General features: G+C 60.6%; 27 protein-coding genes. 13 read left to right on the forward strand and 14 right to left on the reverse strand.

The features are described 5' to 3' along the window. Positions 1-32: 32 nt before the first annotated feature. The gene (locus tag DOU54_RS11970; protein ID WP_004442978.1) at positions 33-308 is read right to left on the reverse strand and encodes a hypothetical protein; all 276 of its coding nucleotides are present in this window, start codon (positions 306-308) and stop codon (positions 33-35) included. 128 nt (positions 309-436) lie between these two features. On the opposite strand from DOU54_RS11970, the gene hemF reads away from it, so the two are divergent. From hemF to DOU54_RS11985, 3 genes are all read left to right on the forward strand, one after another. After that, on the forward strand, positions 437-1,348 hold the full coding sequence (hemF, locus tag DOU54_RS11975; protein WP_004442979.1) for an oxygen-dependent coproporphyrinogen oxidase: 912 nt from the start codon (positions 437-439) through the stop codon (positions 1,346-1,348). 121 nt (positions 1,349-1,469) lie between these two features. Then, positions 1,470-1,736, forward strand: coding sequence for a hypothetical protein (locus DOU54_RS11980; RefSeq protein ID WP_004442981.1), 267 nt, complete (start codon positions 1,470-1,472; stop codon positions 1,734-1,736). 119 nt (positions 1,737-1,855) lie between these two features. Continuing rightward, positions 1,856-2,041 (forward strand): DUF1059 domain-containing protein, encoded by a 186-nt coding sequence (locus DOU54_RS11985; RefSeq protein ID WP_004442982.1) that lies wholly within the window; start codon positions 1,856-1,858, stop codon positions 2,039-2,041. 26 nt (positions 2,042-2,067) lie between these two features. Here DOU54_RS11985 and DOU54_RS11990 read toward each other — a convergent pair whose 3' ends face one another. The 3 genes from DOU54_RS11990 to DOU54_RS12000 are packed head-to-tail and all read right to left on the reverse strand — an operon-like array spanning position 2,068 to position 4,585. Further along, positions 2,068-3,324, reverse strand: a complete 1,257-nt coding sequence (locus DOU54_RS11990; protein WP_113381226.1) for a CCA tRNA nucleotidyltransferase — start codon at positions 3,322-3,324, stop codon at positions 2,068-2,070. Continuing rightward, entirely contained in the window at positions 3,321-3,959 is a 639-nt protein-coding gene (locus DOU54_RS11995) for a CoA pyrophosphatase (protein WP_006699454.1), read from the reverse strand. The genes DOU54_RS11990 and DOU54_RS11995 overlap by 4 nt, the downstream gene beginning before the upstream one ends. After that, positions 3,956-4,585 carry a DUF1285 domain-containing protein gene (locus tag DOU54_RS12000; RefSeq protein WP_113381227.1) on the reverse strand — a complete coding sequence of 210 codons (630 nt, stop codon included), beginning with the start codon at positions 4,583-4,585 and terminating at the stop codon, positions 3,956-3,958. The genes DOU54_RS11995 and DOU54_RS12000 overlap by 4 nt, the downstream gene beginning before the upstream one ends. Before the next feature lie 175 nt (positions 4,586-4,760). Between DOU54_RS12000 and DOU54_RS12005 the strand changes: the two genes are divergently transcribed. The 5 genes from DOU54_RS12005 to DOU54_RS12025 all read left to right on the forward strand — a co-directional run bounded on the left by DOU54_RS12005 (position 4,761) and on the right by DOU54_RS12025 (position 12,119). Beyond that, on the forward strand, positions 4,761-5,771 hold the full coding sequence (locus DOU54_RS12005; RefSeq protein WP_004442986.1) for an AAA family ATPase: 1,011 nt from the start codon (positions 4,761-4,763) through the stop codon (positions 5,769-5,771). A 25-nt stretch (positions 5,772-5,796) separates the two neighbouring features. Further along, positions 5,797-6,723, forward strand: a complete 927-nt coding sequence (locus tag DOU54_RS12010; RefSeq protein WP_004442988.1) for a DUF58 domain-containing protein — start codon at positions 5,797-5,799, stop codon at positions 6,721-6,723. Further along, entirely contained in the window at positions 6,720-9,530 is a 2,811-nt protein-coding gene (locus DOU54_RS12015) for a DUF4159 domain-containing protein (RefSeq protein ID WP_113381228.1), read from the forward strand. Before DOU54_RS12010 ends, DOU54_RS12015 begins: the two co-directional genes overlap by 4 nt. A gap of 1 nt (position 9,531) precedes the next feature. After that, positions 9,532-11,616, forward strand: a complete 2,085-nt coding sequence (locus tag DOU54_RS12020) for a hypothetical protein (RefSeq protein WP_113731332.1) — start codon at positions 9,532-9,534, stop codon at positions 11,614-11,616. Between the two features lie 89 nt (positions 11,617-11,705). Then, positions 11,706-12,119 (forward strand): GNAT family N-acetyltransferase, encoded by a 414-nt coding sequence (locus tag DOU54_RS12025; protein ID WP_045532056.1) that lies wholly within the window; start codon positions 11,706-11,708, stop codon positions 12,117-12,119. 19 nt (positions 12,120-12,138) lie between these two features. Here the strand turns inward: DOU54_RS12025 and DOU54_RS12030 are convergent, their stop codons facing one another. Next, positions 12,139-13,092, reverse strand: coding sequence for a LysR family transcriptional regulator (locus DOU54_RS12030; protein WP_022556707.1), 954 nt, complete (start codon positions 13,090-13,092; stop codon positions 12,139-12,141). A gap of 86 nt (positions 13,093-13,178) precedes the next feature. Between DOU54_RS12030 and DOU54_RS12035 the strand changes: the two genes are divergently transcribed. Further along, entirely contained in the window at positions 13,179-14,144 is a 966-nt protein-coding gene (locus DOU54_RS12035; protein ID WP_113381230.1) for an MBL fold metallo-hydrolase, read from the forward strand. A 56-nt stretch (positions 14,145-14,200) separates the two neighbouring features. On the opposite strand, the gene DOU54_RS12040 is transcribed toward DOU54_RS12035, so the two are convergent. Then, entirely contained in the window at positions 14,201-15,514 is a 1,314-nt protein-coding gene (locus DOU54_RS12040; RefSeq protein WP_113381231.1) for an MFS transporter, read from the reverse strand. A gap of 336 nt (positions 15,515-15,850) precedes the next feature. After that, positions 15,851-16,420, reverse strand: a complete 570-nt coding sequence (locus DOU54_RS12045) for a GNAT family N-acetyltransferase (protein WP_113381232.1) — start codon at positions 16,418-16,420, stop codon at positions 15,851-15,853. 295 nt (positions 16,421-16,715) lie between these two features. Between DOU54_RS12045 and DOU54_RS12050 the strand changes: the two genes are divergently transcribed. Next, positions 16,716-17,708, forward strand: a complete 993-nt coding sequence (locus DOU54_RS12050; protein ID WP_113381301.1) for a glutathione S-transferase family protein — start codon at positions 16,716-16,718, stop codon at positions 17,706-17,708. 15 nt (positions 17,709-17,723) lie between these two features. Here DOU54_RS12050 and DOU54_RS12055 read toward each other — a convergent pair whose 3' ends face one another. Beyond that, positions 17,724-18,215, reverse strand: coding sequence for an NUDIX domain-containing protein (locus tag DOU54_RS12055; protein ID WP_004443008.1), 492 nt, complete (start codon positions 18,213-18,215; stop codon positions 17,724-17,726). 65 nt (positions 18,216-18,280) lie between these two features. Here DOU54_RS12055 and DOU54_RS12060 point away from each other — a divergent pair, with 65 nt between their 5' ends. Further along, positions 18,281-19,246: a metallophosphoesterase family protein gene (locus DOU54_RS12060; RefSeq protein ID WP_004443010.1), complete on the forward strand. Its 966-nt coding sequence runs from the start codon at positions 18,281-18,283 to the stop codon at positions 19,244-19,246. Positions 19,247-19,447: 201 nt separating this feature from the next. On the opposite strand, the gene leuA is transcribed toward DOU54_RS12060, so the two are convergent. From leuA to DOU54_RS12085, 4 genes are all read right to left on the reverse strand, one after another. Next, positions 19,448-21,157, reverse strand: a complete 1,710-nt coding sequence (gene leuA, locus DOU54_RS12070) for a 2-isopropylmalate synthase (protein WP_113381233.1) — start codon at positions 21,155-21,157, stop codon at positions 19,448-19,450. A 317-nt stretch (positions 21,158-21,474) separates the two neighbouring features. Beyond that, positions 21,475-21,717 carry a type II toxin-antitoxin system BrnA family antitoxin gene (brnA, locus tag DOU54_RS12075; RefSeq protein ID WP_004443014.1) on the reverse strand — a complete coding sequence of 81 codons (243 nt, stop codon included), beginning with the start codon at positions 21,715-21,717 and terminating at the stop codon, positions 21,475-21,477. Then, positions 21,677-21,967: a BrnT family toxin gene (locus tag DOU54_RS12080; protein WP_004443015.1), complete on the reverse strand. Its 291-nt coding sequence runs from the start codon at positions 21,965-21,967 to the stop codon at positions 21,677-21,679. The genes brnA and DOU54_RS12080 overlap by 41 nt, the downstream gene beginning before the upstream one ends. 36 nt (positions 21,968-22,003) lie before the next feature. Next, on the reverse strand, positions 22,004-23,182 hold the full coding sequence (locus DOU54_RS12085) for a benzoate/H(+) symporter BenE family transporter (RefSeq protein ID WP_113381234.1): 1,179 nt from the start codon (positions 23,180-23,182) through the stop codon (positions 22,004-22,006). Positions 23,183-23,456: 274 nt separating this feature from the next. Between DOU54_RS12085 and DOU54_RS12090 the strand changes: the two genes are divergently transcribed. Next, positions 23,457-24,539, forward strand: coding sequence for an esterase-like activity of phytase family protein (locus DOU54_RS12090; protein ID WP_113381235.1), 1,083 nt, complete (start codon positions 23,457-23,459; stop codon positions 24,537-24,539). A 79-nt stretch (positions 24,540-24,618) separates the two neighbouring features. Here the strand turns inward: DOU54_RS12090 and DOU54_RS12095 are convergent, their stop codons facing one another. Together DOU54_RS12095 and DOU54_RS12100 are read right to left on the reverse strand one after the other, a co-directional pair. Continuing rightward, on the reverse strand, positions 24,619-25,263 hold the full coding sequence (locus tag DOU54_RS12095; RefSeq protein ID WP_034498755.1) for an NrsF family protein: 645 nt from the start codon (positions 25,261-25,263) through the stop codon (positions 24,619-24,621). Continuing rightward, entirely contained in the window at positions 25,260-25,808 is a 549-nt protein-coding gene (locus DOU54_RS12100; RefSeq protein ID WP_113381302.1) for a sigma-70 family RNA polymerase sigma factor, read from the reverse strand. Before DOU54_RS12100 ends, DOU54_RS12095 begins: the two co-directional genes overlap by 4 nt. 182 nt (positions 25,809-25,990) lie before the next feature. On the opposite strand from DOU54_RS12100, the gene DOU54_RS12105 reads away from it, so the two are divergent. Continuing rightward, a complete protein-coding gene (locus tag DOU54_RS12105; RefSeq protein WP_113381236.1) occupies positions 25,991-26,248 on the forward strand; it encodes a pentapeptide MXKDX repeat protein in 258 nt (85 codons plus the stop codon). Positions 26,249-26,298 lie beyond the last annotated feature (50 nt).

Below are 26,298 nucleotides of genomic sequence, written 5' to 3' on the forward strand. Positions count from 1 at the left end.
TTCGGTACGGAAAGACGAAAGCACTCTAAAAATCAGTCTGCCGAGGGAAGCCGGCGCATGGTGAATTCGATGCGGTCACCTTCCAGCTGCCGCCAGCTTTCCACTTCCGTCCAGTAAGCGGCCTTGGGAAAGCTGTCGAACCATTCTCGGGCCTTGGCGCGGGCTTCTTCGCGTCCCAGACAGAACGTCTGCCGCACGAACATGCCCTCACGCTTTTGTTCGCCGCCGGCGCTGTCGCGCTCCCTGCGGTGATTGGCAATTCTGCGCTTCAGCCCGTCGAGGGGCGGCGGTCCGGTAAATTTCGTCATGATATTCACCTCTGGCACCTACGTCTTTAAAGATAGTGTCGACACGCTGACTTGGCGAGTCGAATTTGTGCGCGGCGCAAACACCTGCTAGAGGCGGCATAACAGACTACACCGCAGGAGAATGAAACATGGAACGGCCGATCTTGCCGAAGGGCTTGCCCGAGGACATTGAAGACAAGAAGGCCGTTGCCCAGGCATGGTTCCAGCATCTGCGCGACACCATCGTCGCCTCCTTCGAAACCCTGGAAAACGAACTGACCGGCCCCTTGTCCGATCAGGAACCGGGCCGTTTCGTCCAGAAAGACTGGCTGCGTGACAATGGTGAAGGCGGCGGCGGCAAGATGTCTATGATGGAAGGACGCGTCTTCGAAAAGGTTGGCGTGCACACCTCCACCGTCTACGGCGAATTTTCACCGGAATTCCGCAAGCAGATACCGGGCGCTGAAGAAGACCCGCGCTTCTGGGCCTCGGGACTGTCGCTCATCGCCCATCCGGTCAATCCCAATGTGCCGGCCGTGCATATGAATACCCGCATGGTGGTCACCACCAGCCACTGGTTCGGCGGCGGCGCGGACCTGACGCCGGTGCTTGGCCGCAGGCGGACGCAACAGGACGCCGATACCCAGCTGTTCCACCGCGCCTTCGAGATCACCTGCAACCGCCATCCCGTGGCGGACTATCCACGATACAAGACGTGGTGCGACGAGTATTTCTACCTGAAGCACCGCGACGAGCCGCGCGGCACCGGCGGCATCTTTTTCGACTGGCTGCATCCGCAAGAGCAAAATGGCGGCTGGGACGCCAATTTCGCCTTCGTGCAGGATGTCGGCCGGGCCTTCAATCTGGTCTATCCGAAAATCGTCCGCGCCAATTTCAACCAGAACTGGACGGAAGAGGACCGCGACGAGCAGCTTATTCGCCGTGGCCGCTACGTGGAATTCAACCTTCTCTACGATCGCGGCACCATCTTTGGACTGAAGACCGGCGGCAACGTCGAATCGATCCTGTCCTCCCTGCCGCCGGTAGTGCGCTGGCCGTGAAAACCTCACGCAAATTTGACGCTTATCAGCCATTTTGTCGCAAATAGCGTAAATTAGGACTTATGGAAAAATCAAGGCAGTGGTAGTCTCCTCCCGCAGACGTACTGGAGGAGCTATCGTCATGATTACTTCGAACAGCATGCCTATTTCTGCTTCCGCCGAGGGAGCATCGCAATCCATCGATACCACCGCGTTGATTGACCGCCTGGCCGCCGAAATGCGCTCAACAGGCGATCGCGAACTGCCGCATTCCTTTTATGTCGAACAGGTGAAACGCACGCTCGCCGGAAAAGCCGTGAAGCGCGCGGATAACGACGAACGACCCAGCACAAAAATCCCGCCGGCCGGGACGTCCTCCGTTTTCCAGTGCTGGGCGATGCCCGAATAAGTCCGGTATCAGCGCTCAAGGACGCCGCTTTGGAACATAAGCGGCGGACTTTTGTTTCATAACGGAAGGGCAGCACGTCACTTCAATGCTGCCTTTTTCTGAAGCAGGGAGGCAAGACCATGAGACTTTTTGAATGTGGAACGCTCGTGCCGGGCTGCGCCTGGCATACACGCGCAGATGACGATGCTGAAGTCGTCCGCCGCACGGTGGAGCATATGCGCTCGGCCCACGGCGAAACCGTTATCCGCGAAAATATGATCGAGAACATCAAGGCCCGCATCCGCGACGAGGCGAATGCGGCTTAGACCGGAGTGTCAGCGCTCTGGCAATATCAGTTCTGAAGCATCTCTTTAAGCCGGGCGGTCAACGCTGCCCGGTCAAGCGAGAAATTGACGTCGATCCACTTTTCCTCAAGGCTTTTCAGCACCTCGCCGACCTGCGGACCGGCCGCGACTCCCGCTGCCATCACGTCTGCACCGCTTAACGGAAATCCGGGCTTCTGGAATTTCTCCGCCCTCGCCAGCAGCGTCGAAAACCGCGCAACCTTCTGCATGGCTGTCTCGCCGGCCGAAATATCGGCACGAGCGGAGGCAAGCGCGAGTTTCAGCCGCGTCTTCACGCCTTCGACACCTTGACGATAAAGCAGCCGGTCGAGCGCCGTCTCCTTCAGTTCGGGATCTGCCGGCGGGGCCGAGGCCCAATGGGCAAGGTAGGCAGCTTCTGCCTTCGACAGCCTCAGCCGCGCGGCCAGAGAGGCCATCCTCTCCGTATCCGGCGGCACGATCGCGGCAACGCGCAGCATTGGATCTACCGCCCAGCCAAGAGCCTGCTCCGTCGCGACCAGACCGTGAATGGCGTCGATACCCCACTTCTCGGTTTCGGGAAGAATTTCCGTTAGAACGCCCGATTGCCGCATCCAGAGCAGGGCGCGGGAAGGATCGCGGGCCGAAAGCAGCTTTTTCAACTCGCTCCACACCCGCTCGGCCGAAAGCGTCGCCAGCCTGTCCTTGGCCCGTGCGCTGGCTCGCAAGCCATCGGCATCCGGGCGGCCAGAGCCATAATGGGCAAAAAAGCGGAAAAAGCGGAGAATCCGCAGATAATCTTCCGAAATTCGCGTCGCCGCATCGCCGATGAAGCGCACGGTTCCGGTTTCGATATCGGGCAACCCGTAGATAAGGTCGATGATCTCGCCCTTTTCATCGGCATAAAGAGCATTGATGGTGAGATCGCGCCGCTCGGCATCGGTCTGCCAGTCGGTGCCGAAGGCCACCTGTGCGTGGCGGCCATTGGTCTCCACATCGCGGCGCAGCGTCGTCACCTCGAAACCTTCACCGTCGATGACCAGCGTTACCGTGCCATGCTCGATGCCTGTTGGCACCGCCTTGATACCCGCAGCCTTGGCCCGCGCAACAACCACGTCGGGGGTCAGCGTCGTGGCCATGTCGATATCAACCACCGGCAGTCCCATCAGCGCGTTGCGCACCGCGCCGCCGACGATCCGCACCTCGCCGCCACCGGCATTCAAAAGCGCGAAAATGCGCTTCAGCGCCGGTTTTTCGAACCAGTCCTGGCCGGCAAGGCTGTTCATGAATAAAACCTTTCGTAAATCGTCCTGACGATGCCCGCCGTAATGCCCCAAATGTAGCGTTCGCCATAGGGCATTTCATAGAAAAACCGCTCCTTCCCCTGAAAGATGCGGCTACCGCGCGCGTGGTTTTCAGGGTTCATCAGAAAGGACAGCGGCACCTCGAAAACTTCGTCCACTTCCGCCGGATTGAGCGTGAGGTCGAAGCCCGGCCGAACAACGGACAGCACCGGCTTTATCCGGAAACCCGTACCGGAGATATAATCCGGCAATCGCCCCACAGTTTCCACGAAGGACCGGGACAGACCGATTTCCTCCTCCGCTTCGCGCAATGCTGCCTCTTCCGGCGTGCGGTCCTCGGCGTCGATACCGCCGCCCGGGAAGGAAATCTGACCTGAATGTTTGCGTAAGGTGGAGGTGCGCTGGGTGAAGATCACCCGGGCATCATTGCCGTCATCGATAACCGGGACCAGCACGGCGGCGTCTTTCAGCTTGATGCCGTTCCCGGACAGCACCACGCCCGGATTGAGGACATGGTCGCCATTTTCGCGCTCGGCCACGCCCTCGCCCTCCTGCAGCACCCGGCGGCGGAAGTCGCTGGCAGTAAAAGCCCTGAGGCCTATTGTCGTGATCGTCATTGCGAAAGCCGTTCCAGTTCATTGGCGGGCATGACTGGAAAAACGACGCCGCCCGAGCGCACCGCGAACATGTCGACGCCGTTTACCTCGATCACTTCACCGAGGGCGACGAGGTCGTACATCACGGCTCGCGAGACAAGCGCTTCCAGACGGCCGCGGACCAGAAGATAGGGCTTCAACTCGCGGTTTTTGCCCGAAATTTCAAACCGCAGCGGATGCTCCCGCCCCGCCTCTACCACGTCGCCAACATTCGTCCGGAAAGTGAGCACAGGCTCCCCATCCTCCTCGCCCACCGTCACCTTCATTTCCACGGCGACGAAAGGCGCATCGACGACCCGGATCCCGACTTTTTCCACAGGAGTTACAAGATAGGTTTTGCCATCCTCATCCTTGCGCAGAACGGTCGAAAACAGCCGCACCAGCGGCGCCCTGCCAATGGGCGTGCCGAGGTAGAACCAGGTGCCGTCAGCGCGGATTTCCATGTCGAGATCGCCGCAAAAGGGTGGATTCCAGCGCTCCACCGGGGCCGGTCCGCGCCTGGCGTCACCGGTCTGTTCCGCGGCGCGGGAAATCAACGCCGCAAGGCCAGCCGCATCATCAGCCGAATTTATCGTCTCCGCTGCCATATTCGAGTCTCGCTTTGCCGATAAGGAAATACTAAGTCACGACATAGTCATTCGAATGGCGCTTGTCAGCGGCCAAGAGAGCAATAAGCTATATGCAGCGCAAAATCCGTTCCGGCTGGCGGCCAGTAAAACCGGAATTCAAATGTGACAGCGGCGAAGGTATGAGGAGAGCGACATGGGCGTGATGAATACCGGCGAAACCCTCGATGAAAAGGCGATCATCGCCTCGGCCGAAAAGGCGCTGTCCGACATTGCGGCGATCCGCGCGGAAGTCTCCAAGGTTATCTTCGGCCAGGAAAAGGTGGTGCAGAACACGCTTCTCGCCATCCTCTCCGGCGGCCACGCCCTTCTCGTCGGCGTTCCCGGCCTTGCCAAGACCAAGCTCGTCACCACACTCGGCACCGTGCTCGGCCTCGACGCCAACCGCATCCAGTTTACCCCGGATCTGATGCCGTCAGATATTCTCGGTTCCGAAGTCATGGACCAGGACGAAAACGGCCGCCGCTCGTTCCGCTTCATCAAGGGACCGGTTTTTGCACAGTTGCTGATGGCCGATGAAATCAACCGCGCCAGCCCGCGCACGCAGTCCGCGCTGCTGCAGGCCATGCAGGAATACCACATCACCATGGCTGGCCAGACATATGAGCTGCCGAAGCCGTTTCACGTTCTCGCAACGCAGAACCCGCTGGAACAGGAGGGCACCTATCCGCTGCCCGAAGCCCAGCTCGACCGCTTCCTGCTGCAGGTGGATGTCGGTTATCCCGAACTTGCCGCCGAACGCCAGATCCTGCTCGACACCACGGGCACCGCCTCGGGCGAAGCACGCGGCGTCATCGATGCGCCCCGCATGATGGAGATACAGGCGCTCATCCGCCAGATGCCGGTCAGCGACAAGGTGGTGGACGCCATTCTATCGCTGGTCCGTTCCGCCCGCCCCGGCCACGGCAACAAGTTGACCGATAAGAACGTTGCCTGGGGTCCCGGTCCGCGCGCCGGCCAGTCGCTGATGCTGACGGCCCGTGCGCGTGCGCTTTACGAAGGCAGGCTCGCGCCCTCGCTTGACGATGTCTATGCGCTGGCCGAACCGGTGCTGGAACACCGCATGGCGCTGACCTTTGCGGCCCGCGCCGAAGGCATGTCGGTGCGCGATGTCATCGCTGCCCTCGTGGAGCAGGCGAAGAACTGAAGCGACGTTCGCGAAAGGACTGCATGTGGCATCCATCGGCCAGATCGTAGACAAGACGCCGGGTAGCGAAGTTCTGGCGCGCGCGCGCCAGCGCGCCGCTCTGGTGCCGGACTGCATGGTCGAGGCAAAGCGCATCGCCAACACCGTCACCGCTGGCTGGCATGGCCGCCGCAAGCGCGGCATCGGCGAAAATTTCTGGCAGTTCCGCCCCTATGCCGAAGGCGAAAGTCTCTCGCGCATCGACTGGCGGCGCTCCGCCCGCGACGACCATACCTATGTTCGTGACCGCGAATGGGAAGCGGCCCACACCATCTGGCTCTGGGCCGACATGTCGCCGTCGATGATGTTCAAATCGACCCTCGGTTCCGTTTCCAAGGAAAGCCGGGCCCTGGTGCTGATGCTGGCGCTGGCGGAAATCCTCGCGCGCTCCGGCGAGCGCATCGGCTGCCCCGGTATCATGGAACCGGTTTCGGCCCGGAATGCCGCCGAACGGCTCGCCACCGCGATCATGCATGCGCCGCCGACCGAAGGCATGCCGGAAACGGGCATGATCCGTGGCGCGAGCGACATCGTGCTGATCGGTGATTTTCTCGATGATGCACAGGCCGTGATGGAGCGTATTTCACCGCTTGCACGGCGGGGCTTGCGCGGCCACGTGGTGGAAATTGCCGACCCGGCCGAAGAAACCTTCCCCTATTCCGGCCGCACCGAATTTAGCGATCCGGAAACCGGCGAAAAACTGGTGTCCGGCCGCGCCGAGACCATTCGCGAAGACTATACCCGCGCCTATCTCGCAAGGCGCGAGGCACTCTCCTCGTCGCTTCGCCGGCTGGGCTGGAACTTCGTGTTCCACCGCACCGACCATCTCGCTTCCGAGGCATTGGTGGCCATGCACATGTATCTTTCCGGCGCGCCGGCACAGGGCGGTGGGCAAGGCGGTGGCCGCCGATGAGCGCATTGCCTTTCGTCTTCACCAGCCCCTACATCCTCTTCGGCTTGCTGGCGCTGCCTGCCATCTGGTGGCTGCTGCGGCTTACCCCGCCGCGCCCCAAGGCGGAGGTATTCCCGCCACTGAAGATTCTGGCGACGGTGTTGAAACGCGAGGAAACGCCGTCGAAAAGCCCGTGGTGGCTCACCTTGCTGCGCATGGCGCTTGCCGCCGCCGTGATTCTTGCTCTCGCCGATCCCGTGGTAAATCCACGCAACAGCGGCATCGCCGGCAGCGGCCCGCTGGTCCTTGTGGTTGACAATAGCTGGGCGTCTGCGCCCGACTGGGAGCGGCGCGTGGCGACCGCGGAAGCCCTGATCGGGGATGCAGAGCGTGCCGAGCGCCCCGTCGCCATCGCTTTTACAGCTGATGCCGAACACGACGCCGTGCCCGGAACGACAGCGGTCGCCCTGGAAAAGCTGGCAGCGGCAAAACCGAAGCCGCTCGTGCCCGATCGTGTCCGTACGGCCGAAGCCATCACCGAAGCGCTTAACGGCACGACCCCCGGCACCCTCGCCTATATCGCTGATGGCGTGCAGACGGCGCAGGACGAAAGCGCCCTGAAAACGCTGGCCAGTCTTTCACCAGCCGAATTCCGTATCGTCAGCGGCGACGGCAAGGCCATTGCCGCGATAACGGGCGCAACCAACAATGCCGACGCCATGAGCGTTTCGCTTTCAAGGCTCGATACTGCGGAAGCTGCCCGGTTGACGGTCAACGCGCAGGACAGCCAGGGCCGCATCCTCGCCAATGGCATCGCCACCTTCGCCCCCGGCCAGGCTGAAACAACGGCAACGGTGGAAGCACCCTTCGAATTGCGCAACGATTTCGCCCGTCTTTCCCTTGAAGGTGTTTCCACGGCGGGTGCAGTGCATCTTCTCGATGACGGCTTCCGCCGCCGCCGCGTGGCGCTGCTGGCAGGCGAAACCGGCAACGACTTCCAGCCGCTGCTGCAACCGCTTTATTACATCAGCCGCGCACTTCAGCCCTTCGTCGATCTCATTCCGCAGCGGCAGGCCGATCTGGCGCAGGCCATCCCGGAAATCCTGCAATCCAACCCCTCCGTCATTGTCATGGCCGATATCGGCCGCCTGCCGCAGGAAACCTATGAGCCGATGCAAAAATGGCTTGCGGGCGGCGGCACGTTGATCCGCTTCGCCGGGCCGCGCCTTGCCGCAGCCCCCGCCGACGACCCGCTGGTGCCGGTGACGCTGAGACAGGGCGAACGCGCGCTCGGCGGCGCACTCTCCTGGGCTGAACCGCAACCGCTTGCCGATTTCCCTGCATTCGGCGCTTTCGCCGGCATGCCGAAGGCCGATGGCATTCTCGTCAAACGTCAGGTTCTGGCCGAGCCGACACCGGACCTCGCCGAACGCACCTGGGCAAGCCTCGCCGATGGCACGCCGCTCGTCACCACCCGCAACGTCGAGGCGGGCCGCATCGTGCTGTTCCATGTCAGCGCCGAGGCCAGCTGGTCCGACCTGCCGATATCAGGCCACTTCGTCGATATGCTTCGCCGTATCGTGCAATTGTCCAAGGCGGGCGGCGCTTCGGCTTCCGCCAATGCCCCGGCCGCCGCTCTACCACCCTTCCGGCTGCTGACGGCGGAAGGCGCGCTATCTGCCGAAATCGGCACTGCCCGGCCGCTAGAAATGCGCGCGGGCCAGCTTCCGCGCACCGGCTTCGACAATCCCCCCGGCCTTTACGGCACAGAGGACGGTTTCGTGGCTCTCAATCTCCTGCCGGCGGGTGCGACGCTGCGCCCGCTCGATACCTCTGCCGCCGGTGTCAGCACGTCAAGTGAAGCGCTGATCGGCGAGACGGCGAAATCGCTGCGTCCCACCCTCTTCATCGCTGCCTTCCTGATGCTGATCGCCGACAGCCTGATCGTGCTCTTCATGAACGGCGCCTTCGCCCGCCTGCCGAAAGCCAGAAGCGCCACAGTGGCCACAATGCTGCTGGCGCTTGGTGCCTTTGCCGCGGTGTCGCCAACCGATGCCCGTGCCGACGATCCCAAACCCGGCGACGAGCAGATATTCGAGCGGCTGGACACCACCCATCTTGCTTATGTCCGCACCGGCGAAGACGATGTCGACCGCATTTCAGAACAGGGTTTGCAGGGTTTGAGCGAATTCCTGACCTGGCGCACGACGCTGGAGCCCGGCCAGCCTGTCGGCCTTGATATTTCCAAGGATGAATTGTCCTTCTACCCAATCATCTACTGGCCGGTTTCGGCCTCTGCGCCCATGCCGTCCAGCGCCGCCATCTCGCGCATCGACGCCTATATGCGCGCCGGCGGCACGGTGTTGTTCGATACACGCGACCAGTTCTCCTCGCTCGATACCGGCGCGACCAGCGCCAATGGCGAGCGTTTGCAGGCGATCCTCGCCAATATCGATATTCCGCCGCTGGAGCCCGTGCCGGAGGATCACGTCCTGACGCGTTCCTTCTACCTGCTCACCAATTTCCCCGGCCGTTACAATGGCTCGCCGCTCTGGGTGGAATCGCGTCAGGGTGCCGCCAAGACCACCTCCGGCCTCTCCTCCTCCGGGGACGGCGTGACGCCGATCATGATTACAGGCAATGATTTCGCTGGCGCATGGGCCGTCGATGCGCAGGGCGCACCGGTTCTGCCCACCGTTCCGCCTGACGAGATGCAGCGCGAACATGCCTTCCGCTCCGGCGTCAACATCATGATGTATATGCTGACCGGCAACTACAAGGCCGATCAGGTCCATGTTCCGGCACTTCTCGAACGGTTGGGGCAGTGACATGACATTGACCTTCGCCCCCTTCCTGCCATGGATCGTGATCGCCGTTCTGGCCGTCGCAGCACTTCTCCTTTCCTTCATCGGCCTGTGGCGCGGCGTGCGTGGCGCATGGCTGCGCGGGCTCGCGCTCGCCGCCCTGCTTGCCGCCATCGCTAATCCGCTTTTGACGCAGGAGGAGCGCGAGCCGCTTTCCACCATCGTCCCCGTCATCGTCGATCGTTCGCAGAGCCAGGACGTGCAGGACCGGCCGCAGATGACGGATACGGCGCTCAATGCGCTGAAAGACCGGCTGTCCCGTTTCCCCCGCATCGAGCCGCGCATCGTTGAAGTGCGCGACAATGGCGAGAGCGATTCGCCCTCGACCCAGCTTTTTTCGGCCTTGTCCTCCGCCGTTTCCGATGTGTCGCCTTCCCGCGTGGGTGGCGCGATTTTCCTAAGCGATGGCCAGATTCACGATATTCCCAATGCCCTGCCCAACGCCGAGCAGGCGCTCGGCTTCCGCGCGCCCGTGCACGGCCTGATCACGGGCAAGGCTGATGAGTTCGACCGCCGTATCGAAATCGTTCGCGCCCCGCGCTTCGGCATCGTCAATGAGGAACAGCAACTGACGCTGCGCGTCTTCGATGACGGACGCCCGGCAGGCGGTGGCGCAGCTGAGGTGACGGTGAAGATGAATGGCGAAGAGATCGCCACACTACAGGCGACACCCGGTCAGCCGACGCCGTTCCGCTTCAAGGTCCCACGCGGCGGCAACAATGTCATGGAATTTTCCGTCGCCGAAATCCCGGGCGAAGTGACTGTTGCCAATAACCGCGCCGTTCACCTGATCGAAGGCATCCGTCAGAACCTGCGCGTGCTGCTCGTCTCCGGCGAACCGCACGCCGGCGAGCGGGCATGGCGCAACCTCCTGAAGTCCGACGCCTCGGTCGATTTGGTGCATTTCACCATTCTGCGTCCGCCGGAAAAGCAGGACGGCACGCCGATCAACGAACTCTCGCTGATCGCCTTCCCCACCCGCGAGCTGTTCGTCGAGAAGATCAATGATTTCGATCTCATCATCTTCGATCGCTACCAGCATCGCGGCGTGCTGCCGATCCTCTATTACGATTACATCGCCCAATATGTCGAAAAAGGCGGCGCACTTTTGATTGCCGCCGGGCCGGAGCATGCCGGTCAGGATTCGATCGCCATGACGCCTCTGGCCTCCGTGCTGCCGGCGCAGCCGACCGGTCAGGTGCATCAGGCTGCCTTCTATCCGCGTCTTTCGGAAGCGGGCAAGAAACACCCGGTCACCCGCGGGCTAGAGGGATCGGGCAATGAGCCGCCGCAATGGGGCCGCTGGTTCCGCACCATCAGCGTCGACCCGCCGCAGGGCCAGACCGTGATGCTGGGCGATGGTCAGGACCCGCTGCTGGTGCTCAACCGCCAGGGTGAAGGCCGTGTCGCCATGCTGCTGTCCGATCAGGGTTGGCTCTGGGCGCGTGGTTATGAGGGCGGCGGCCCGCATGTGGCGCTTTACCGCCGCATCGCCCACTGGCTGATGAAAGAACCCGAGCTTGAGGAAGAGGCGCTGACGGCACGCGCCAACGGCCGCACCCTGCAGATCACCCGTCAGACCATCGGCGACGATCCCGGTCAGGCCAGCGTGCGTTTCCCTTCCGGCAAAACCGAAAACATGGCTTTCACCAGCAGCGAGCCCGGTCTCTACAGGATCGAACGCCGCATGGATGAGACCGGCCTGTTCGAAATCAAGAACGGCGATTTCACCACCCTCGTCCATGTTGGCGCAGTGGACGCACCCGAATTCAAGGCGATGATTTCAACGACCGAAACGCTGAAGCCGCTGGCAGATGCCACCAAAGGCAGCGTGCACCGTGTCGCCGATAATTCCGGCCGGGTCACACTGCCGGATATTTTGCCGGTTCGTGGCGATATCAGGGTTGCCGATGAGGATCGCATGCTGATACGCATGACCGACGAGACGGTGCTGAAAGGCGTCAACACCCTGCCGCTCTTTGCAGGTTTCGCCGGGCTAGGCGCGTTGCTGCTTGCCTTCTCCGCTCTATGGTGGCGTGAAGGCAGGTAAGGTCGTTCCAGCAAAGATCGTGGAGCCTTCCCCTCGTCTCGGCGCGTAAACGGGAAACGGCCACCGCCCGGCGGCCGGGGAAGATGAACATGAATTTCGTTTTAAGCGATGCCGCCGATCCAGAGGCCGAAAAAGCCATCCGCGATCCCCTGGTGGCCTATAATCTTGCTCGTTTCGGCGAAAGCGACAAACGCGACATTATCATCACCATCCGCAATGACGACAATGAGGTCACCGGCGGTCTGGTGGGCCACACCGCCCGCGGCTGGCTTTATGTGCAGCTTCTTTTCGTGCCGGAGACGATGCGCGGACAAGGCACGGCCTCGAAACTTCTGGCCATGGCCGAAGACGAGGCGAAAAAGCGCGGCTGTATGGGCGCCTATATCGACACGATGAACCCGGATGCGCTGAGGACTTACGAGCGGTACGGTTTCACCAAGATCGGCTCGCTTGGGCCACTCTCCAGCGGCCAATCCATCACCTGGCTGGAGAAACGGTTCTAGAGCGCCGGCCACGCAAATTTCAGGCGGCGATGCCCGACACCTCGCTGTCGACCGTGCGTCCCATGGTGTCGCGAATCTGTTGACGCAGCCACACGGCTCCCGCATCCGCATCGGTCTGCAATGTCCAGACCATGGCAACAGGCGGGAAATTCAACGTCACCGGCACCGGGCTCACTTCCAGTCCCAGCATGGGCGCATAACGCTGAGCAATGCGCGAAGACACGGTCGCCAGCACGGCTGAGGAGCGCGCCGTTGCCAGCACGGAAAGAAAATCCGGCGCAGCGGCGACGACGTCGATTTCCAGTCCGGTCAGTTCCAGCGCGTCCTTGATACAGCCATGCAGACTGTCGGTCTGTGATATGACCGCGTGCTTGGCCGACAGATAGGCGTCCAGTCCAACGGGATTGGGCAGATCGAGCAGAGCCGGGTTGAAGCAGCAGAGCACGCTGGAAGAATAAAGCGGTTCGCAATGGTGCCGCTGTTCCTTCGAATAGGTGCATCCGACAGCCATGTCGATCACGCCTGTATCCAGCATAGCGGTGATTTCCTGCTGTTGCCCGTTGCGCGCAAGGATACGGATACCGGGTGCGATCTCGCGCAGCCGCGCGGACAGATCCGGCAAAAGCAGCAGCTCCACCTCACTGGACATGCCGAGCCGGAACGTCCGCCGCTCGGTCGCCGGATCGAACACATCAGCCGTCAGCACCGCCGCCTGCGCTTGTCTCAGCGCCTGCCGCACCGGCCCCGCCAGATTGAGCGCCCGCGCCGTCGGCTTCATTTCCTGCCCCACGCGAATGAACAGCTCATCCTGAAACAGTGTGCGCAGGGTGGAGATATTATGGCTCATGGCAGGTTGCTGGATTTTCAGCCGCCGTGCCGCGCGCGTGACGTTCATCTCTTCCATCATCGCATCGAAAGCGACGAGGAGATTGAGGTCGAAGGAACGGAGATTGAAATGATCGATAGTTTGCATAAGTCACATCGATTTGATTGCTAACCTGCCTACACTTAACTGGAGATCGGAAAGTTTCAAGACATTCCTAAACCCAGGAGCCTTCAATGCCATCACGTCGCTCACTTCTCAAAGGCGCCGCCAGCGCCCTCATCGCCACCCCCTTTGTTGCGCCCACCGTCGCATTTGCGAAGGCACCGCTTGTCGCCACGCAGGCGCCCGGCTTCTACCGGCTGATGGTCGGCAAGGTGGAAGTTACTGCGCTTTCGGACGGGGTCATTGCGCTGCCGCTTGCCAAAATTTACACCAACACCACACCGGAACATGCGACGAAGGCGCTTCAGGATGCGTTCCTTCCGGAAGAGACGCCTACGTCCGTCAATGCGTTTCTCGTCAACACTGGTGACAGGCTGGTGCTGATCGATGCCGGCACCGGCTCCTATCTTGGCCCAAGCCTCGGCAGGCTCGTCGCCAATATCGAAGCCTCGGGCTACAAAGCGGATGAGATAGATGACGTCGTTCTCACCCATATCCATACCGATCATTCCGGGGGTCTCTCCGCGGATGGCAAGCGCGTCTTCGCCAACGCGACCCTGCGCGTGAACAAGCGCGAAGCCGCTTTCTGGCTCGATGAGGCGAAGGCCAAGGCAGCACCGGAGGCGCTGAAGAAGGGCTATGCCGAAGCCAAAGAAAGCATCCAGCCCTATATCGATGCCGGCAAGTTCGAGACGTTCGGCGACAATGCCGCGCCGGTTCCGGGTCTCGGCTCAGTACTTTACGCCGGCCACACACCGGGCCACAGCGGCATCGTTCTCGAAAGCAACGGCCAGAAAATCGTCTTCTGGGGCGATATTACCCATGGCGATATCCTCCAGTTCGATGAACCTGATGTCGCCGTCGCATTCGACGTCGATCAGAAGGCAGCCGTCGCCACGCGTGATCTGGCATTTAAACAGGCGGTGGAAGGCAAATATCTGGTGGCAGGCGCGCATATCGCCTTCCCCGGCATCGGTCATGTGCGCACCGACAGCACCAATTATGATTGGCTGCCGGTGAATTACACGACGCTATAAAGCCGAACCGAATGGCCTGATCCTCAAGGGTCAGGCCATCGTCCCGCACCGACACCCTATGTCAGCGCCACCTGGCGCGTTTCCGCATTGATCATCGTCGCCGCAATGGCGGCCAGTACCAGCAGCCCGGCAAATATGCCGATCGCGACACCAAAACCCTGCGCAATGGCATAACCGAGGAGTGACGGCGCCAGCAGGCCCCCAAGCCGCGCCATCGCCCCTGCGGCACCCATGCCGGTTGCCCGTGATTCCGTCGGGTAAAGTTCCGGCGTGAATGCATAGAGAGCGCCCCAGGTGCCGAGCAACGCAAAGCTCATGATGAGAAGCGAGGCGGCAATCATCGCACCGCCGGAAGCAAGCGTGAAAAGCAGGCATCCGAGCGCGGAGAGCAGGCAGAAGCCGATCAGCGTCGGCTTGCGACCCCACTTTTCGACACCATAGGCCGCAAGCGCGTAACCGGGGATCTGTGCCAGCGCCACCAGCACAAGGAAACCATAACCGCGCACGAAGCCGAAGCCATCTCCCGCCAGCTTCGCCGGCATCCAGGTGAAGACACCGTAATAGGAAACGGAGACGAGAAACCAGATGGCGAGGATCATGATGCTGCGTTGGCGCAGCGCCGGTGAAAATATCCCCTGCCCCTTGGACACTTCAGGCTGGAAAAGCCCTGCCCCGGCATCGAGCGGAGCGCGGCCATTCGTGACCAGCATACGGTTGACGACGGCCTTTGCTTCCTCCGACCGACCCGTGCGCAGGAGATAAAGCGGCGATTCCGGCACGAGAAAGCGAAGGCCAAGGCCGAGGACAGCCGGGAACGCGGTTACGGCAAAGATATATCGCCAGGCATCGGCAACACCGGCAAGGCTGGCACCCCAGGCTGCAAGCGCCACGATCAGCGTCCCGACAGCCCAGAAACCTTCCAGAAAGACGAGCCAGCGCCCACGATTCCTGGCGGGCAGGAATTCCGCCATCATCGCATAATCCACCGGCAGCGTGCCGCCCACGGCGGCCCCGGTGAGAAAGCGCAGGACAAGCAGAATGGTGAAATCCGGCGAGAATATCGAAAGCACGCCGAACAGGGCATCACAGGCCACCGTGACGATCAGCACCCGGCGACGGCCATAACGGTCCGCCAGCCGTCCGAAACCCGCAGCACCCAGCAACATACCGAAAAAGAACGCTGTTCCGGTCTGCAGCGCCTGCGGCACCGTCAGCCCAAAGGTTGCGGCAATGGAGGCCGCAGTGAAACCGACGGCCAGAACCTGCATGGCATCCGCCGCCCAGACGAGGCCGAATATGCCCATCAGCCTGCGCTGATAGGCGCCTGCGCCCGCGCGCTCCAGCGCATCATTCATGGTGATTGCCGTCATGCCTCGTCCCTTCGCAAAAACCGACTTTCACTTGCTATCGTATGGGGGGAGGAAACGGAATTGAATTCTGTGGAGGGAGACTCGTTGTTTCGAAACAGGCTACCGGAAGAAGATTTTACCAGACGAAAAGATGTGCACGGCAGTCTCGATGTCTGCCATAGCGCGCAACGCCCCTTCCGTCATCCCGGCCTCGAGCCGGGATCCAGTCACGGCGCGTCTGCGCTGTGGGAAGAGTCCTTTTCAGCCCAAAGACTTGGCCTGGCTGCATTCCGGCTCAAGGCCGGAATGACGGGGCTTGTGTTGCGCTAAGAAGCAAAAAGCTCTTCGGATACCCCGTCACCCGTAAACCCGAAGAGGCGCCTCGAAACCCTCATCTTCCACTGTCGCAGCCGGCATCACGGCCTCGCATTTGCGCCAGCCGATATTGCCCTTCAGCCGCTGGTGCACGTCATTGCCAAGCGGCACGACCAGCACCCGGTTCGGATCAACCGGCCCCGGAAAATCAAGCGCCGCATAAGCGATCTTCTCGAACCCGAGCGGCATGTAATAGGGCGGATCGCCGATCAGTATCACGGCTTCGGAGCCCTTGCGCCTTGCCGCCGCAATGGCGATCCGGACGAGTTCCCGGCCGATGCCCTTGTTCTTGTGAGAGGGCCGAACCGCAAGCGGGCCAAGCATATGACCCTTCACATTGCCTGCCAGAACCGGCGTCATGCGCACCGAGGCAATCGTCTCGCCATCGTCGGCGCAGACGAAGGAGAGCGACCGGTCATGCGGACCCTGCTCGCGAATGCGCGCTGCCGCACGGGTGTGCCGGCCGGGGCCAAATGCTTCTTCGTTGATGACTTCGATGATGGCGTCGTGCGACGCGTCCTCGGTGAGGTAGACAAGATCGTGCTTGGACATGAAGAGACCGAAACTTCCAGAATGCGGATGCGACAATAGATGACGGCTGCGCCGGTTAGGGCGTTCAGGAGCGTCAGCGTCGTCGGAGCATCCGTAGTTCGATCATAATCAAAAATTTCCTCAGATTTGTGAAAATCGCAATTATCAGGAAAATAACGACCCGTCCAGAACAAATCTCGTCGCCGCCCCATTCCAGCTCTGCAGCACGGAAACGCATTGTTCAATGCCTTGCGGGTTCGCGACAACGAGTGAAACGGGTAGGATTGCCGCCAAGGAAACAATCAAGGAGATCGTCATGGGCATGCTGGTGGAAGGCGTATGGAAAGACGTCTGGTACGACACCAAGGAAACCAAGGGGCATTTCAAGCGCAGCGCCTCGCAATTTCGCAACTGGATAACGGCGGATGGCGCACCCGGCCCTTCAGGAGAAGGCGGCTTCGCGGCGGAGAAGGACCGTTACCACCTCTATGTCTCCTTCGCCTGCCCCTGGGCGCACCGAACCCTGATTTTTCGCAAGCTGAAAAAGTTGGAAGAGCTTGTTTCGGTCTCGGTTGTCGACCCTTTGATGCTGGAAAACGGCTGGGAATTTAAGCCTGAAGGTGAGCGGACGCCAGGTGCGACCGAGGATCACCTCTTCGGTTCATCCGCGCTCTGGCAGGTCTACACCAAAGCGGATCCCAAATATTCCGGCCGCGTGACCGTGCCGGTGCTCTGGGATAAGAAGCGCGGCACCATCGTTTCCAACGAATCGGCGGAAATCATCCGCATGTTCAACTCCGCCTTCAACGACCTCACCGGCTCGCAGACCGATTATTATCCCGAGACGTTGCGCGCCGAAATAGACGCGTTGAACGACGTGATTTACGACACCGTCAATAATGGCGTCTACAAGGCTGGCTTTGCCACAGCGCAGGATGCCTATCAGCAGAATGCGGTCAAAGTCTTCGAAACGCTGGACATGCTGGAAGACCGGCTGAAGCACCGCCGTTTCCTGTTCGGTTCGGAGCAGACGGAAGCGGACTGGCGCCTGTTCACCACGCTGGTTCGGTTCGACCCCGTCTATGTCGGCCATTTCAAGTGCAATATCCGCCGCATCCACGACTATCCGCACCTCACGGGTTACCTGCGCGATCTTTACCAGACGCCGGGCGTGCCTGACACGGTCGATATGCGCCATATCAAGGAACATTATTACCGCAGCCACCGCACCATTAACCCGACAGGCATCGTGCCCATCGGCCCCGAGCTGGACCTGACAAAGGCGCATGGCCGCGACTCGCTTTCCTGACGAGGGTGGACACTGCTACCAGTGATCGGCGAGTGCCGCCTCGCCGGCAAGTTCTGCAAGGCGGCGACGGGTTGCGGCCGTCACCCCTTCGGGCAGATTTGAAAGATCGAAAAAGCCGCTTTCGGCAATTTCATGATCCGGCTTTTTCGGCTTGGTCTGGGTAACCTCAAGCCGATAAAGCGCGACATGGTCGCGATTGCTGCCTTCCAGATTGAGATAAACATGGAAAAGCTCAGGCTTTGACGTGGCTTCGAGATTGCCTTCCTCCCGAATTTCCTTGTGAAGCGCCGCGAGCAGGGTTTCACCCCGCTCCACCCCTCCACCCGGCAGATACCAGCCCGGCAGATAGGTGTGGCGGACGAGGAAAATCCTGCCGGTTCCATCATAGCAGGCGGCACGCACGCCAAGAGTTGCGCCGCGCGTGAACAGAAAAACGAAATGCAGCAAACGAATGAAGACGCGCATATGGAACGGACGGGCCTGCCGCCCGGTTGTCTCGTCATTCACCCTGTTTCTCCCCGCCTGCCGGCTTTTGTTGGACGTGCGGCATATCATAGGTTATCTCTGCCGCCATGTTCAAACTTGCGCATATTTCAGACGTCCATTTGGGGCCACTTCCAAAACTCACTTTTCGCGAACTTGCATCCAAGCGTATCACCGGTTTCGTCAACTGGCATCGCAACCGCCGCAAGCATCTCTTCACCGATACGCTGGAAAAGCTGCTGGACGATCTGGAGACAAAATCACCGGATCATCTGGCTATCACCGGCGATCTCGTCAATCTTGCGACCGGCATTGAAATTCGCGCCGCCGCCGACTGGCTGGAAGAGGTGGGTGACCCCGAAAAGACCTCCGTCGTTCCCGGCAATCACGACGCCTATGTGTCCGGCGCGCATGACAAGGCCATGCAGGCCTGGTACCCCTATGTTCGTGGCGATGGCGACCCTGCCGAGTGGGACGACGACCGCAAGATATTCCCCTATATGCGCGTGCGCGGCCCCATCGCGCTGATCGGCTGCTCCACATCGATTGCGACGCCACCTTTCTCGGCCACCGGCTATTTCGGCAACCGGCAGGCGCGCGCCACGGCGGAACTGTTGAAAAAAGCCGGGGAACAGGGGCTGTTCCGCGTCGTGATGATCCATCACCCGCCGATCCGTGGCGCCGCCCCAACGCACAAGCGCATGATCGGCATACGCCGTTTCGCCGCGGCGCTTGGCGTCGGCGGTGCGGAGCTCGTGCTGCATGGCCATACACATTTGAACACAGTCTATTGGCTGAACACGCACCATGGTGAAGACCACATTCCCGTGGTCGGCATCGCCTCTGCCAGCCAGGGGCCCGGTGGAGAAAAACCGCGCGCGGCCTATAATCTCTTCAACATCTCCGGCGGTCCCGGCACCTGGAACGTGACCTGCGAGCGGCACAGCCTCAATGAGACGGCAACCGGTGTCGCGCTTGAGGATATCAGGGTATTTTATGAAAACGGGCGGCCGCTGGGGTTTTCGCGGCCTGCGGAGCAGAGCCCGGAGGAGTAAACCTTAGCGCGTGCAGCTTACCCCCCTCTGTCCTGCCGGACATCTCCCCCTCAAGGGGGGAGATCGACTCGTGGCGATCTTTCGGTCATCTCGACCTTGGCAAACGAGGCTATGTTAGTGCTTCCTGCTGATCTCCCCCCTTGAGGGGGAGATGCCCGGCAGGGCAGAGGGGGGTGCTTTGCCCCACCCTCAATGCAAGCCTTACTTCACCCGCTCTTCCAACACTCGGTTGGCCGCAGAAACGATCGCTTCCAGCGAAGCCGCCACGATATTCGTATTCACCCCTGCCCCGAACAGCTTGCCGCCCGGATGTTCCATCTCGACATAAGCGATGGCCGAGGCATTCGAGCCGTGCTGCAGCGAGTGCTCGGAATAATCATTCACCGAGAGATCAATGCCGAGATAAACCGACAGCGCATTGATGAACCCGTCGATCGGACCGGTCCCCTTGCCTTCAATGCGCTTCACCTCACCATTGTCGGTGATCTCGGCGGCAACGATGCGCACGCCCTTGAAATCGCCGGCCGGATAGGTGTGGTGATCGACGAATTTGAGGCGCGCATTCGGCTGCGTCACGTAGCGCTCGATAAAGCGCTCATAGATGCGCTTGGCCGGCAGCTCGACACCCTCTTCATCGGTGATGCGCTGGATATCCTCGCGGAACTCCACCTGCAAATTGCGCGGCAGGTTGATGCCGTAATCCTGCTGGAGGATATAGGCGATGCCACCCTTGCCGGATTGCGAGTTGATGCGGATGATCGCCTCGTAGGAGCGTCCCACATCCTTTGGATCGATCGGCAGATAGGGCACTTCCCAGACGGGATGATTGGCGACCTTGATAGCCTTCATGCCCTTGTTGATGGCGTCCTGATGCGAGCCGGAAAACGCCGTGTAGACCAGTTCGCCTACGTAAGGGTGGCGCTCGGGGATCGTCATCTCGTTGGAATATTCATAGACCGCCTTGATGCGCTCGATATCGCGGCAGTCCAGCTCAGGGTCCACACCCTGCGTATACATGTTCAGCGCCAGCGTCACGACATCGACATTGCCGGTGCGCTCACCATTGCCGAACAGCGTGCCTTCAACGCGGTCCGCACCCGCCATCAGGCCCAACTCGGTCGCCGCAATGCCCGTGCCGCGGTCATTGTGCGGATGGAGCGAGATGATGACGTTTTCGCGATTGTCGATATTGCGGCACATCCATTCGATCTGGTCGGCATAGATATTCGGCGTCGCCATTTCCACCGTCGATGGCAGGTTGAGGATCAGCTTGTTGTCGGCCGTCGGCTTCACAACCTCGACGACGGCGTTGCAGATTTCCAGCGCCACTTCCAGCTCTGTGCCGGTAAAGCTCTCAGGCGAATATTCGAAGCGGTAGCCACCACCGGCTTTCGCAGCCATATCGGTGATCATCTTGGCCGCATCGACCGCGATCTGCTTGATACCGTGCACATCCTTGCCGAACACCACGCGGCGCTGCAGTTCCGATGTCGAATTGTAGAAATGGATGATCGGCTTGTTGGCGCCTTCCAGCGCTTCGAACGTGCGGGTGATCAGTTCCGGGCGGCATTGCACCAAAACCTGCAACGAGACGTCATCGGGCACATTGCCCTCTTCCACGCACCAGCGGGCGAAATCGAAATCCGTCTGCGACGCGGAAGGGAAACCGATCTCGATTTCCTTGAAACCCATTTCGAGCAGCAGCTTGAACATGCGGGCCTTGCGGTCGTGACCCATTGGGTTGACCAGCGACTGATTACCGTCGCGCAGGTCCACCGAACACCAGATCGGCGCCTTGGTGATCGTCTTGGAAGGCCAGGTGCGGTCGGGGATGTTGATGGTCGGGTAAGGGCGATACTTCACGCTCGCGTCGCTCATGCCCTTGGAAATGTTAGTGATCTTGCCGTCCATATCGCTTCCTCCTTGCGCGGTCCGCGGGCGTCTGAAGCCATCGGCGGATGCGCGGCCCCTGAGGGCCTAAATCCAGTATAAAATGAGATTTCGAGATGAGGAGCGTTTGCACCAGCGGGCTTTCGGCCGCCGGGCGCTCCTCACTGGACCCGGCAACCGCGTGTAAGGTCGAGGCTAAGAAGCGAGAGTGCACCGCACGGCGAGGCCTTCGCAGAAATCTGCGCGCTCATGCCGGAAATGGTTACGATGCTGTTGCTCATGGCGATGTGTATAAACAGCGGCTGGCGGTCTGACAAGTGATCTTGTGCGGTGCAGGCCTATTTTGCGTGTCGGCCGATCTCAAGCCTTTCCGCGATCCACAATTTGACAAGCGACTGCCGGGTCACCCCAAGTCTCCGAGCCTCATTGTCCAGGTCGTTGACGACCCACGTCGGAAAATCGATGTTGACACGTTTGGGCTCGATATTCAGATGCCGCGCCGTTGTCCAGTCGAGATACTCACCGATGTCCTCGCCATCATCAGCCATTCTGTCGAATTCTTCTGCGCTTATTGTCTTCATAATGATGCCTCTCTAACTCACGGGCGCGCCGAACGGAAATGATTCGAATACGCCCATCCCGCAGCGTATGCACTGCGAGCCATAATTTGCCGCCGAGAAGAGCGATGAGCGCAAACCGCTCTTCACCGACGCCCAGCGCGGTAACGGTCAAACCGAATTTGTCGTGCCACAACGCCTGAGCATCGACAAAATCAATCCCGTGCTTGTCTTTATTGCCAGCGCTCTTGGCCGGATCAAATTCGAATTCCATGAGAATATAATATAAAAACTATACCATTTCCACTATCTAAACACGCCTTACCAACCGTTGCAACGCCATCATCAACCCGCCGCCGATCAAGCCCCAGAAAGCACCGGAAACGCCGCCGAAGGAGAGGCCGGAGGCCGTGATGAGGAAAGTGATGGCCGCAGCCTCGCGGGTTTCGGGGTCCTTGAACGCGGCGACCGCGGAGCCGGAAAAAGCGCCGACCAGCGCCAGCCCCGCCACCGCCTGAATGAGGATAGGCGGCGCAAGCGCCACGAAGGCCGTGACCACGCCGGCTAGCAGACCGAAAATAATATAGCCGACACCGCCGATGATCGCCGCCCAATAGCGCCGCTTTGGATCAGGATGGGCATCCTCGCCCGCGCACATCGCCGCCGTTATTGCCGCAAGATTGACCGCATGGCCGCCAAAGGGCGCGGAAAGCAGCGAGAAGAAGCCGGTCGCGGCGAAAAGCGGGCCGGGCTGCGGGTCGTAGTGATTGACCTTCAGCACCGCAATGCCGGGAATATTCTGCGAGGCCATGGTGACAATGAAGAGCGGCAGCGCGATGGAGACGACGGCATGCAGGCTGAAGACGGGCGTTACCCATTCCATCGGCGGCGTCAGCGATTGCGCGACGCTATCGAACGCACCCGCCGGAATATCGACGCCGAAAATCATCACCAGCACGAAGGCGGCAAGGGCCGCAGGTACTGCAAACAGCCGCCTGAAAGCCCCCACGACAATCCACGCCAGAATGATCGGCAGGCCAAGCGCCGGGTTGAAGCCGATCGCCTTGATCGGGGCGAAACACAGGCCGATGATGACACCCGACAGCATGGCATTGGCGAGTGGCGCCGGAATGGAGGCAACCGCCCGACCGAGCGGCTTGAACAGGCCGGCAACGATGATCAGGACGGCGCAGACAATGAAGCCGCCGACAGCCGCAGGAAAACCGCCCTCGATCACGCCCGTCGTGGCCAGAAGTGCGGCGCCCGGCGTCGACCATGCAATGCTGACCGGCAGCCGGGTGGCGACGGAAAGAACGATGGCGCAAAGCCCCATCGCCACCGAAAGCGCCATCAGTCCCGACGCGGCCTCGAAATCGGTCGCGCCCACGGCTTTGAGGCCCTGCAGCACGACGGCAAAGGAACTGGCGAAACCGACAAAGGCGGTGAGGCAGCCCATGAACAGGCTCTGGACGGAAAAATCTCTCAGCATGAAGCACTCTGCGGCCTGCTGCCCGTCGCAAGAAACCGCAGCGATCTGCACTGGCGACGGACACGAACAAATTTGAAGCGTGAAGCGCGAATCTGAAGATAGCAGCACGCTCTGGATGAAGCATGGCTATATTCAGGATCAAAAAAGACGGGGCTTGGCAAGATGAACCGCCGGACTTCGGGTACGCCGGCATGGAAAACGTCATCAAAGTTTAGCGGCAGCACGCTAATCCTCCCTGCATCGCAACGGATCATCCGCCACAGGAGGGAGCTTCATGTATCGTATCGTCACCATTGCAGCCCTGGGTTTTGCAGCCCTTCCGGCGGCTGCCCAGACCCTGCCGCAGCCGGCCTTTCTGGGCCAGATCGTCGTTCCCTCTGGCCTCTCCATCGATGGAGTCACCTTCGGCGGACTCTCCGATCTCGCTTTCGACAGCGAAACCGGGCGTTATCTCGCAATTTCCGACGACCGCGTGGAAAAGGGCCCGGCCCGTTATTACGAGCTGGAACTGGCGGTGTCGGAAGGCGTCGCCACCCTCAATATCGCCGCCATGCATGAATTGAAGGATGAGACCGGCGCGGCCTTCGCTCCCAAAGGCATCGACGCGGAAGGCATCACACTCGACCGCAAGGGCGGCAAGCTCTATTGGTCTTCGGAACGCGACCTGAAAAACCAGCCGGCGATTTATGTGTCAAACCTCGATGGAAGCGATGTCAAACGGCTAGAGCTGCCCGACGCCTATCTCATCGATGACGCGAAGACCAGGGGCGTGCAAAACAATCTTGGCTTCGAAGGCCTGACGTTGACACCTGGCAGACTGATCGCCGCCACCGAAAATGCGCTCACTCAGGATGGTCCGAAGGCGACGCCGCAGGCGGGCAGCCCGGCCCGTATTCTCGTCATCGATACCGCGACCCTGAAGCCGGTCGCTGAACATGTCTATGTGACGGAGGCGATCTCCAACACACCGACAGCCGCCGAGCCGAAATACAATGACAATGGCCTCTCCGCTCTTGCGGCCCTGCCGGACGGCCGCCTCGTCGCCGCCGAGCGCAATTTCGCCTCCGGGGTCGGCAACCATATCCGCTTCTTCGTCGTCGACCTCTCCCGCGCCGAGAATATTCTCGGCAAGGACAGGATCGATCCGGCATCCGTGGCCGCCGTTTCCAAATCGGCATGGTTCGAAATCAAGGAAGGCGACTTCGGCCTCGACATAGACAATATCGAAAGCCTTGCTTTTGGACCGGTCGTGAATGACAAACAGCTCTTTGTCATCGCCTCGGACGATAATTTCAACCCGGGCAAGCAGTTCACCCAGTTTGCAGCCTTCGCAGTGCCGGCAAACCTCGGTCAGTAACACACGATAAGGATCGTGCCGGCCCCCGACAGCCCACAGCGCCGGCATGAGCGGACACGACACAACAGGAAACCTGCCTTCACCAGCGGAGAAGACGTGAACCGGCGAAGGCCCCGATCAGACCGGTGAGGAGAATACCCAGCGAATACCAGATCAGCACGAAGGCCAGGCCGTTTTCGCTGCAGAACCAGGAATAGACCCAGGCTCCGGCCGCTCCGGCCGCAAGTCCCGCAGCAAAACCTGCCAGGGCGGGATCGGCAGGAGCAGATCGTTTGAGAGCGGCAAAATTCGCAAAAAACACCGGAACAGAAAAGGCGACGATCAAGAGCGGGCAATGCAGGGCTGAAGAACCCAGGATGAGCCTGCGGTAGGCTTCAGGCAGGGCAAATCCCAGCTGCACGAAGGCCATCACCGCCATTGCCGAAACGATCACCGCGATCCCGACAAACAGGCAGCTTCTTTCTCCCTCCGGCCGGGCAAGACGCCTGACCGCGAAAAAAGCGACCATCGCCAGCAGGGCATTGTAGAAAGACTTCACCCAGAAAGCTGGCTCGCTCACCGCATCCCGCATATCGCCGCGCGGTCCCAAAATGATGAACATCAGCAGAAGTGAAACGCCAAGCGCCGGCAGGGCTGCAAAGGCCAGCCGACGCTCGAGCGCAAAAGCCGGAACGGGCCTGAGATCTGCTGCCAGTCGCTCGATAATATCTTCCGTCTTCTTCACGTGTCGCCTCGCAACTTCGCCGCCAGGGTTTTTAATGTCCTGTGAATGCCGACTCGTGCCGCAAGCTCGGTCTGGCCGGTTTTTTTTGCCGCTTCGGCAATGGACTGCCCTTCAAGCTTCACGCTGCGAATGAGCTCGCGTTGCCGCTCCGGCAAATCCTCGAGCAACCGTTCGATATCCATCCGCGCGGTGACGGCGTCGACAGACCAATCCGCCTCCAGGGTCCCATCCAGCTCCACCTCCCCCCGCATGCGCGCGCCCCTGCCGCGATAGTGATCGATGAGCTTGTAGCGCGCTATCGAAAAAAACCAGGCCGTGAACGGTCTTGAGCGATCATAGGTCGCCCGCTTCGCATGCAGCGACAATAGCGTTTCCTGCACAAGATCTTCCACTTCTGCCCTTGAAGCGGCGCCCATGCGCCGACCGTAGTAAGCAGTCAGCAGCCGGCGCAGGGCATGAAGCAAATGCCTGTAGGCGCCTTCGTCCCCGTCGAGGGAACGCAGCATCAGCGTCTTTAAAGTGTCTTCTGAAAGGCTGCCTGTCATTGTCACTATCGGGTTATTCGCGGTCGGCAGCATATTGTTACACGGTGGTTTGAAAAATCTCGCCCGAAGATGTTGTCACAAACGTGTGAAGCTGTAACGACCGTCCATTTCTCCCGAATGGACAATCGTGATCCCCGACATGATGCCGGCGGACATTCGATAACGTCCAGAGGAGACCCTTCATGACCCGCATTTTCACCGCCGTTGCCGCCGCCTCCCTGCTCTCTACTGTTTCCCTCACGGGCATCGCCCATGCCGACGGCATGAAGACCGACGCCATGAAGCCCGACGCGATGAAGCCCGACGCGATGAAAATGGAGACGATGAAAAAAGATGGCATGTCCGTGACCGGCAAGAAGGCCTGCATGCACAAGGCCGGTATGGAAATGGACAAGATGAAGAAAGCCGACATGATGAAGGCCTGCGATATGATGAAATAACAACGGCCCGAAAGGAAAAAGCCCGCATCGGTTTTTACCGATACGGGCTT

It is taken from the genome of Agrobacterium sp. MS2 (assembly GCF_003261015.1).
Classification (GTDB): domain Bacteria; phylum Pseudomonadota; class Alphaproteobacteria; order Rhizobiales; family Rhizobiaceae; genus Agrobacterium; species Agrobacterium pusense.

Bases quoted from the DNA above. Each gene is read 5' to 3' on its own strand.
- DOU54_RS12090 (WP_113381235.1), top strand. From the start codon at position 23,457: ATGTATCGTATCGTCACCATTGCAGCCCTGGGTTTTGCAGCCCTTCCG.
- DOU54_RS12035 (WP_113381230.1), top strand. From the start codon at position 13,179: ATGCCATCACGTCGCTCACTTCTCAAAGGCGCCGCCAGCGCCCTCATC.
- DOU54_RS12015 (WP_113381228.1), top strand. From the start codon at position 6,720: ATGAGCGCATTGCCTTTCGTCTTCACCAGCCCCTACATCCTCTTCGGC.
- DOU54_RS12040 (WP_113381231.1), bottom strand. From the start codon at position 15,514: ATGACGGCAATCACCATGAATGATGCGCTGGAGCGCGCGGGCGCAGGC.
- DOU54_RS12045 (WP_113381232.1), bottom strand. From the start codon at position 16,420: ATGTCCAAGCACGATCTTGTCTACCTCACCGAGGACGCGTCGCACGAC.
- DOU54_RS12050 (WP_113381301.1), top strand. From the start codon at position 16,716: ATGGGCATGCTGGTGGAAGGCGTATGGAAAGACGTCTGGTACGACACC.
- DOU54_RS12105 (WP_113381236.1), top strand. From the start codon at position 25,991: ATGACCCGCATTTTCACCGCCGTTGCCGCCGCCTCCCTGCTCTCTACT.
- DOU54_RS11990 (WP_113381226.1), bottom strand. From the start codon at position 3,324: ATGAACAGCCTTGCCGGCCAGGACTGGTTCGAAAAACCGGCGCTGAAG.
- DOU54_RS11985 (WP_004442982.1), top strand. From the start codon at position 1,856: ATGAGACTTTTTGAATGTGGAACGCTCGTGCCGGGCTGCGCCTGGCAT.
- DOU54_RS12085 (WP_113381234.1), bottom strand. From the start codon at position 23,182: ATGCTGAGAGATTTTTCCGTCCAGAGCCTGTTCATGGGCTGCCTCACC.
- hemF (WP_004442979.1), top strand. From the start codon at position 437: ATGGAACGGCCGATCTTGCCGAAGGGCTTGCCCGAGGACATTGAAGAC.
- DOU54_RS12060 (WP_004443010.1), top strand. From the start codon at position 18,281: ATGTTCAAACTTGCGCATATTTCAGACGTCCATTTGGGGCCACTTCCA.
- DOU54_RS12100 (WP_113381302.1), bottom strand. From the start codon at position 25,808: ATGACAGGCAGCCTTTCAGAAGACACTTTAAAGACGCTGATGCTGCGT.
- brnA (WP_004443014.1), bottom strand. From the start codon at position 21,717: ATGAAGACAATAAGCGCAGAAGAATTCGACAGAATGGCTGATGATGGC.
- DOU54_RS12000 (WP_113381227.1), bottom strand. From the start codon at position 4,585: ATGGCAGCGGAGACGATAAATTCGGCTGATGATGCGGCTGGCCTTGCG.
- DOU54_RS11995 (WP_006699454.1), bottom strand. From the start codon at position 3,959: ATGACGATCACGACAATAGGCCTCAGGGCTTTTACTGCCAGCGACTTC.
- DOU54_RS12080 (WP_004443015.1), bottom strand. From the start codon at position 21,967: ATGGAATTCGAATTTGATCCGGCCAAGAGCGCTGGCAATAAAGACAAG.
- DOU54_RS12030 (WP_022556707.1), bottom strand. From the start codon at position 13,092: ATGCAAACTATCGATCATTTCAATCTCCGTTCCTTCGACCTCAATCTC.
- DOU54_RS12025 (WP_045532056.1), top strand. From the start codon at position 11,706: ATGAATTTCGTTTTAAGCGATGCCGCCGATCCAGAGGCCGAAAAAGCC.
- leuA (WP_113381233.1), bottom strand. From the start codon at position 21,157: ATGGACGGCAAGATCACTAACATTTCCAAGGGCATGAGCGACGCGAGC.
- DOU54_RS11970 (WP_004442978.1), bottom strand. From the start codon at position 308: ATGACGAAATTTACCGGACCGCCGCCCCTCGACGGGCTGAAGCGCAGA.
- DOU54_RS11980 (WP_004442981.1), top strand. From the start codon at position 1,470: ATGATTACTTCGAACAGCATGCCTATTTCTGCTTCCGCCGAGGGAGCA.
- DOU54_RS12020 (WP_113731332.1), top strand. From the start codon at position 9,532: ATGACATTGACCTTCGCCCCCTTCCTGCCATGGATCGTGATCGCCGTT.
- DOU54_RS12005 (WP_004442986.1), top strand. From the start codon at position 4,761: ATGGGCGTGATGAATACCGGCGAAACCCTCGATGAAAAGGCGATCATC.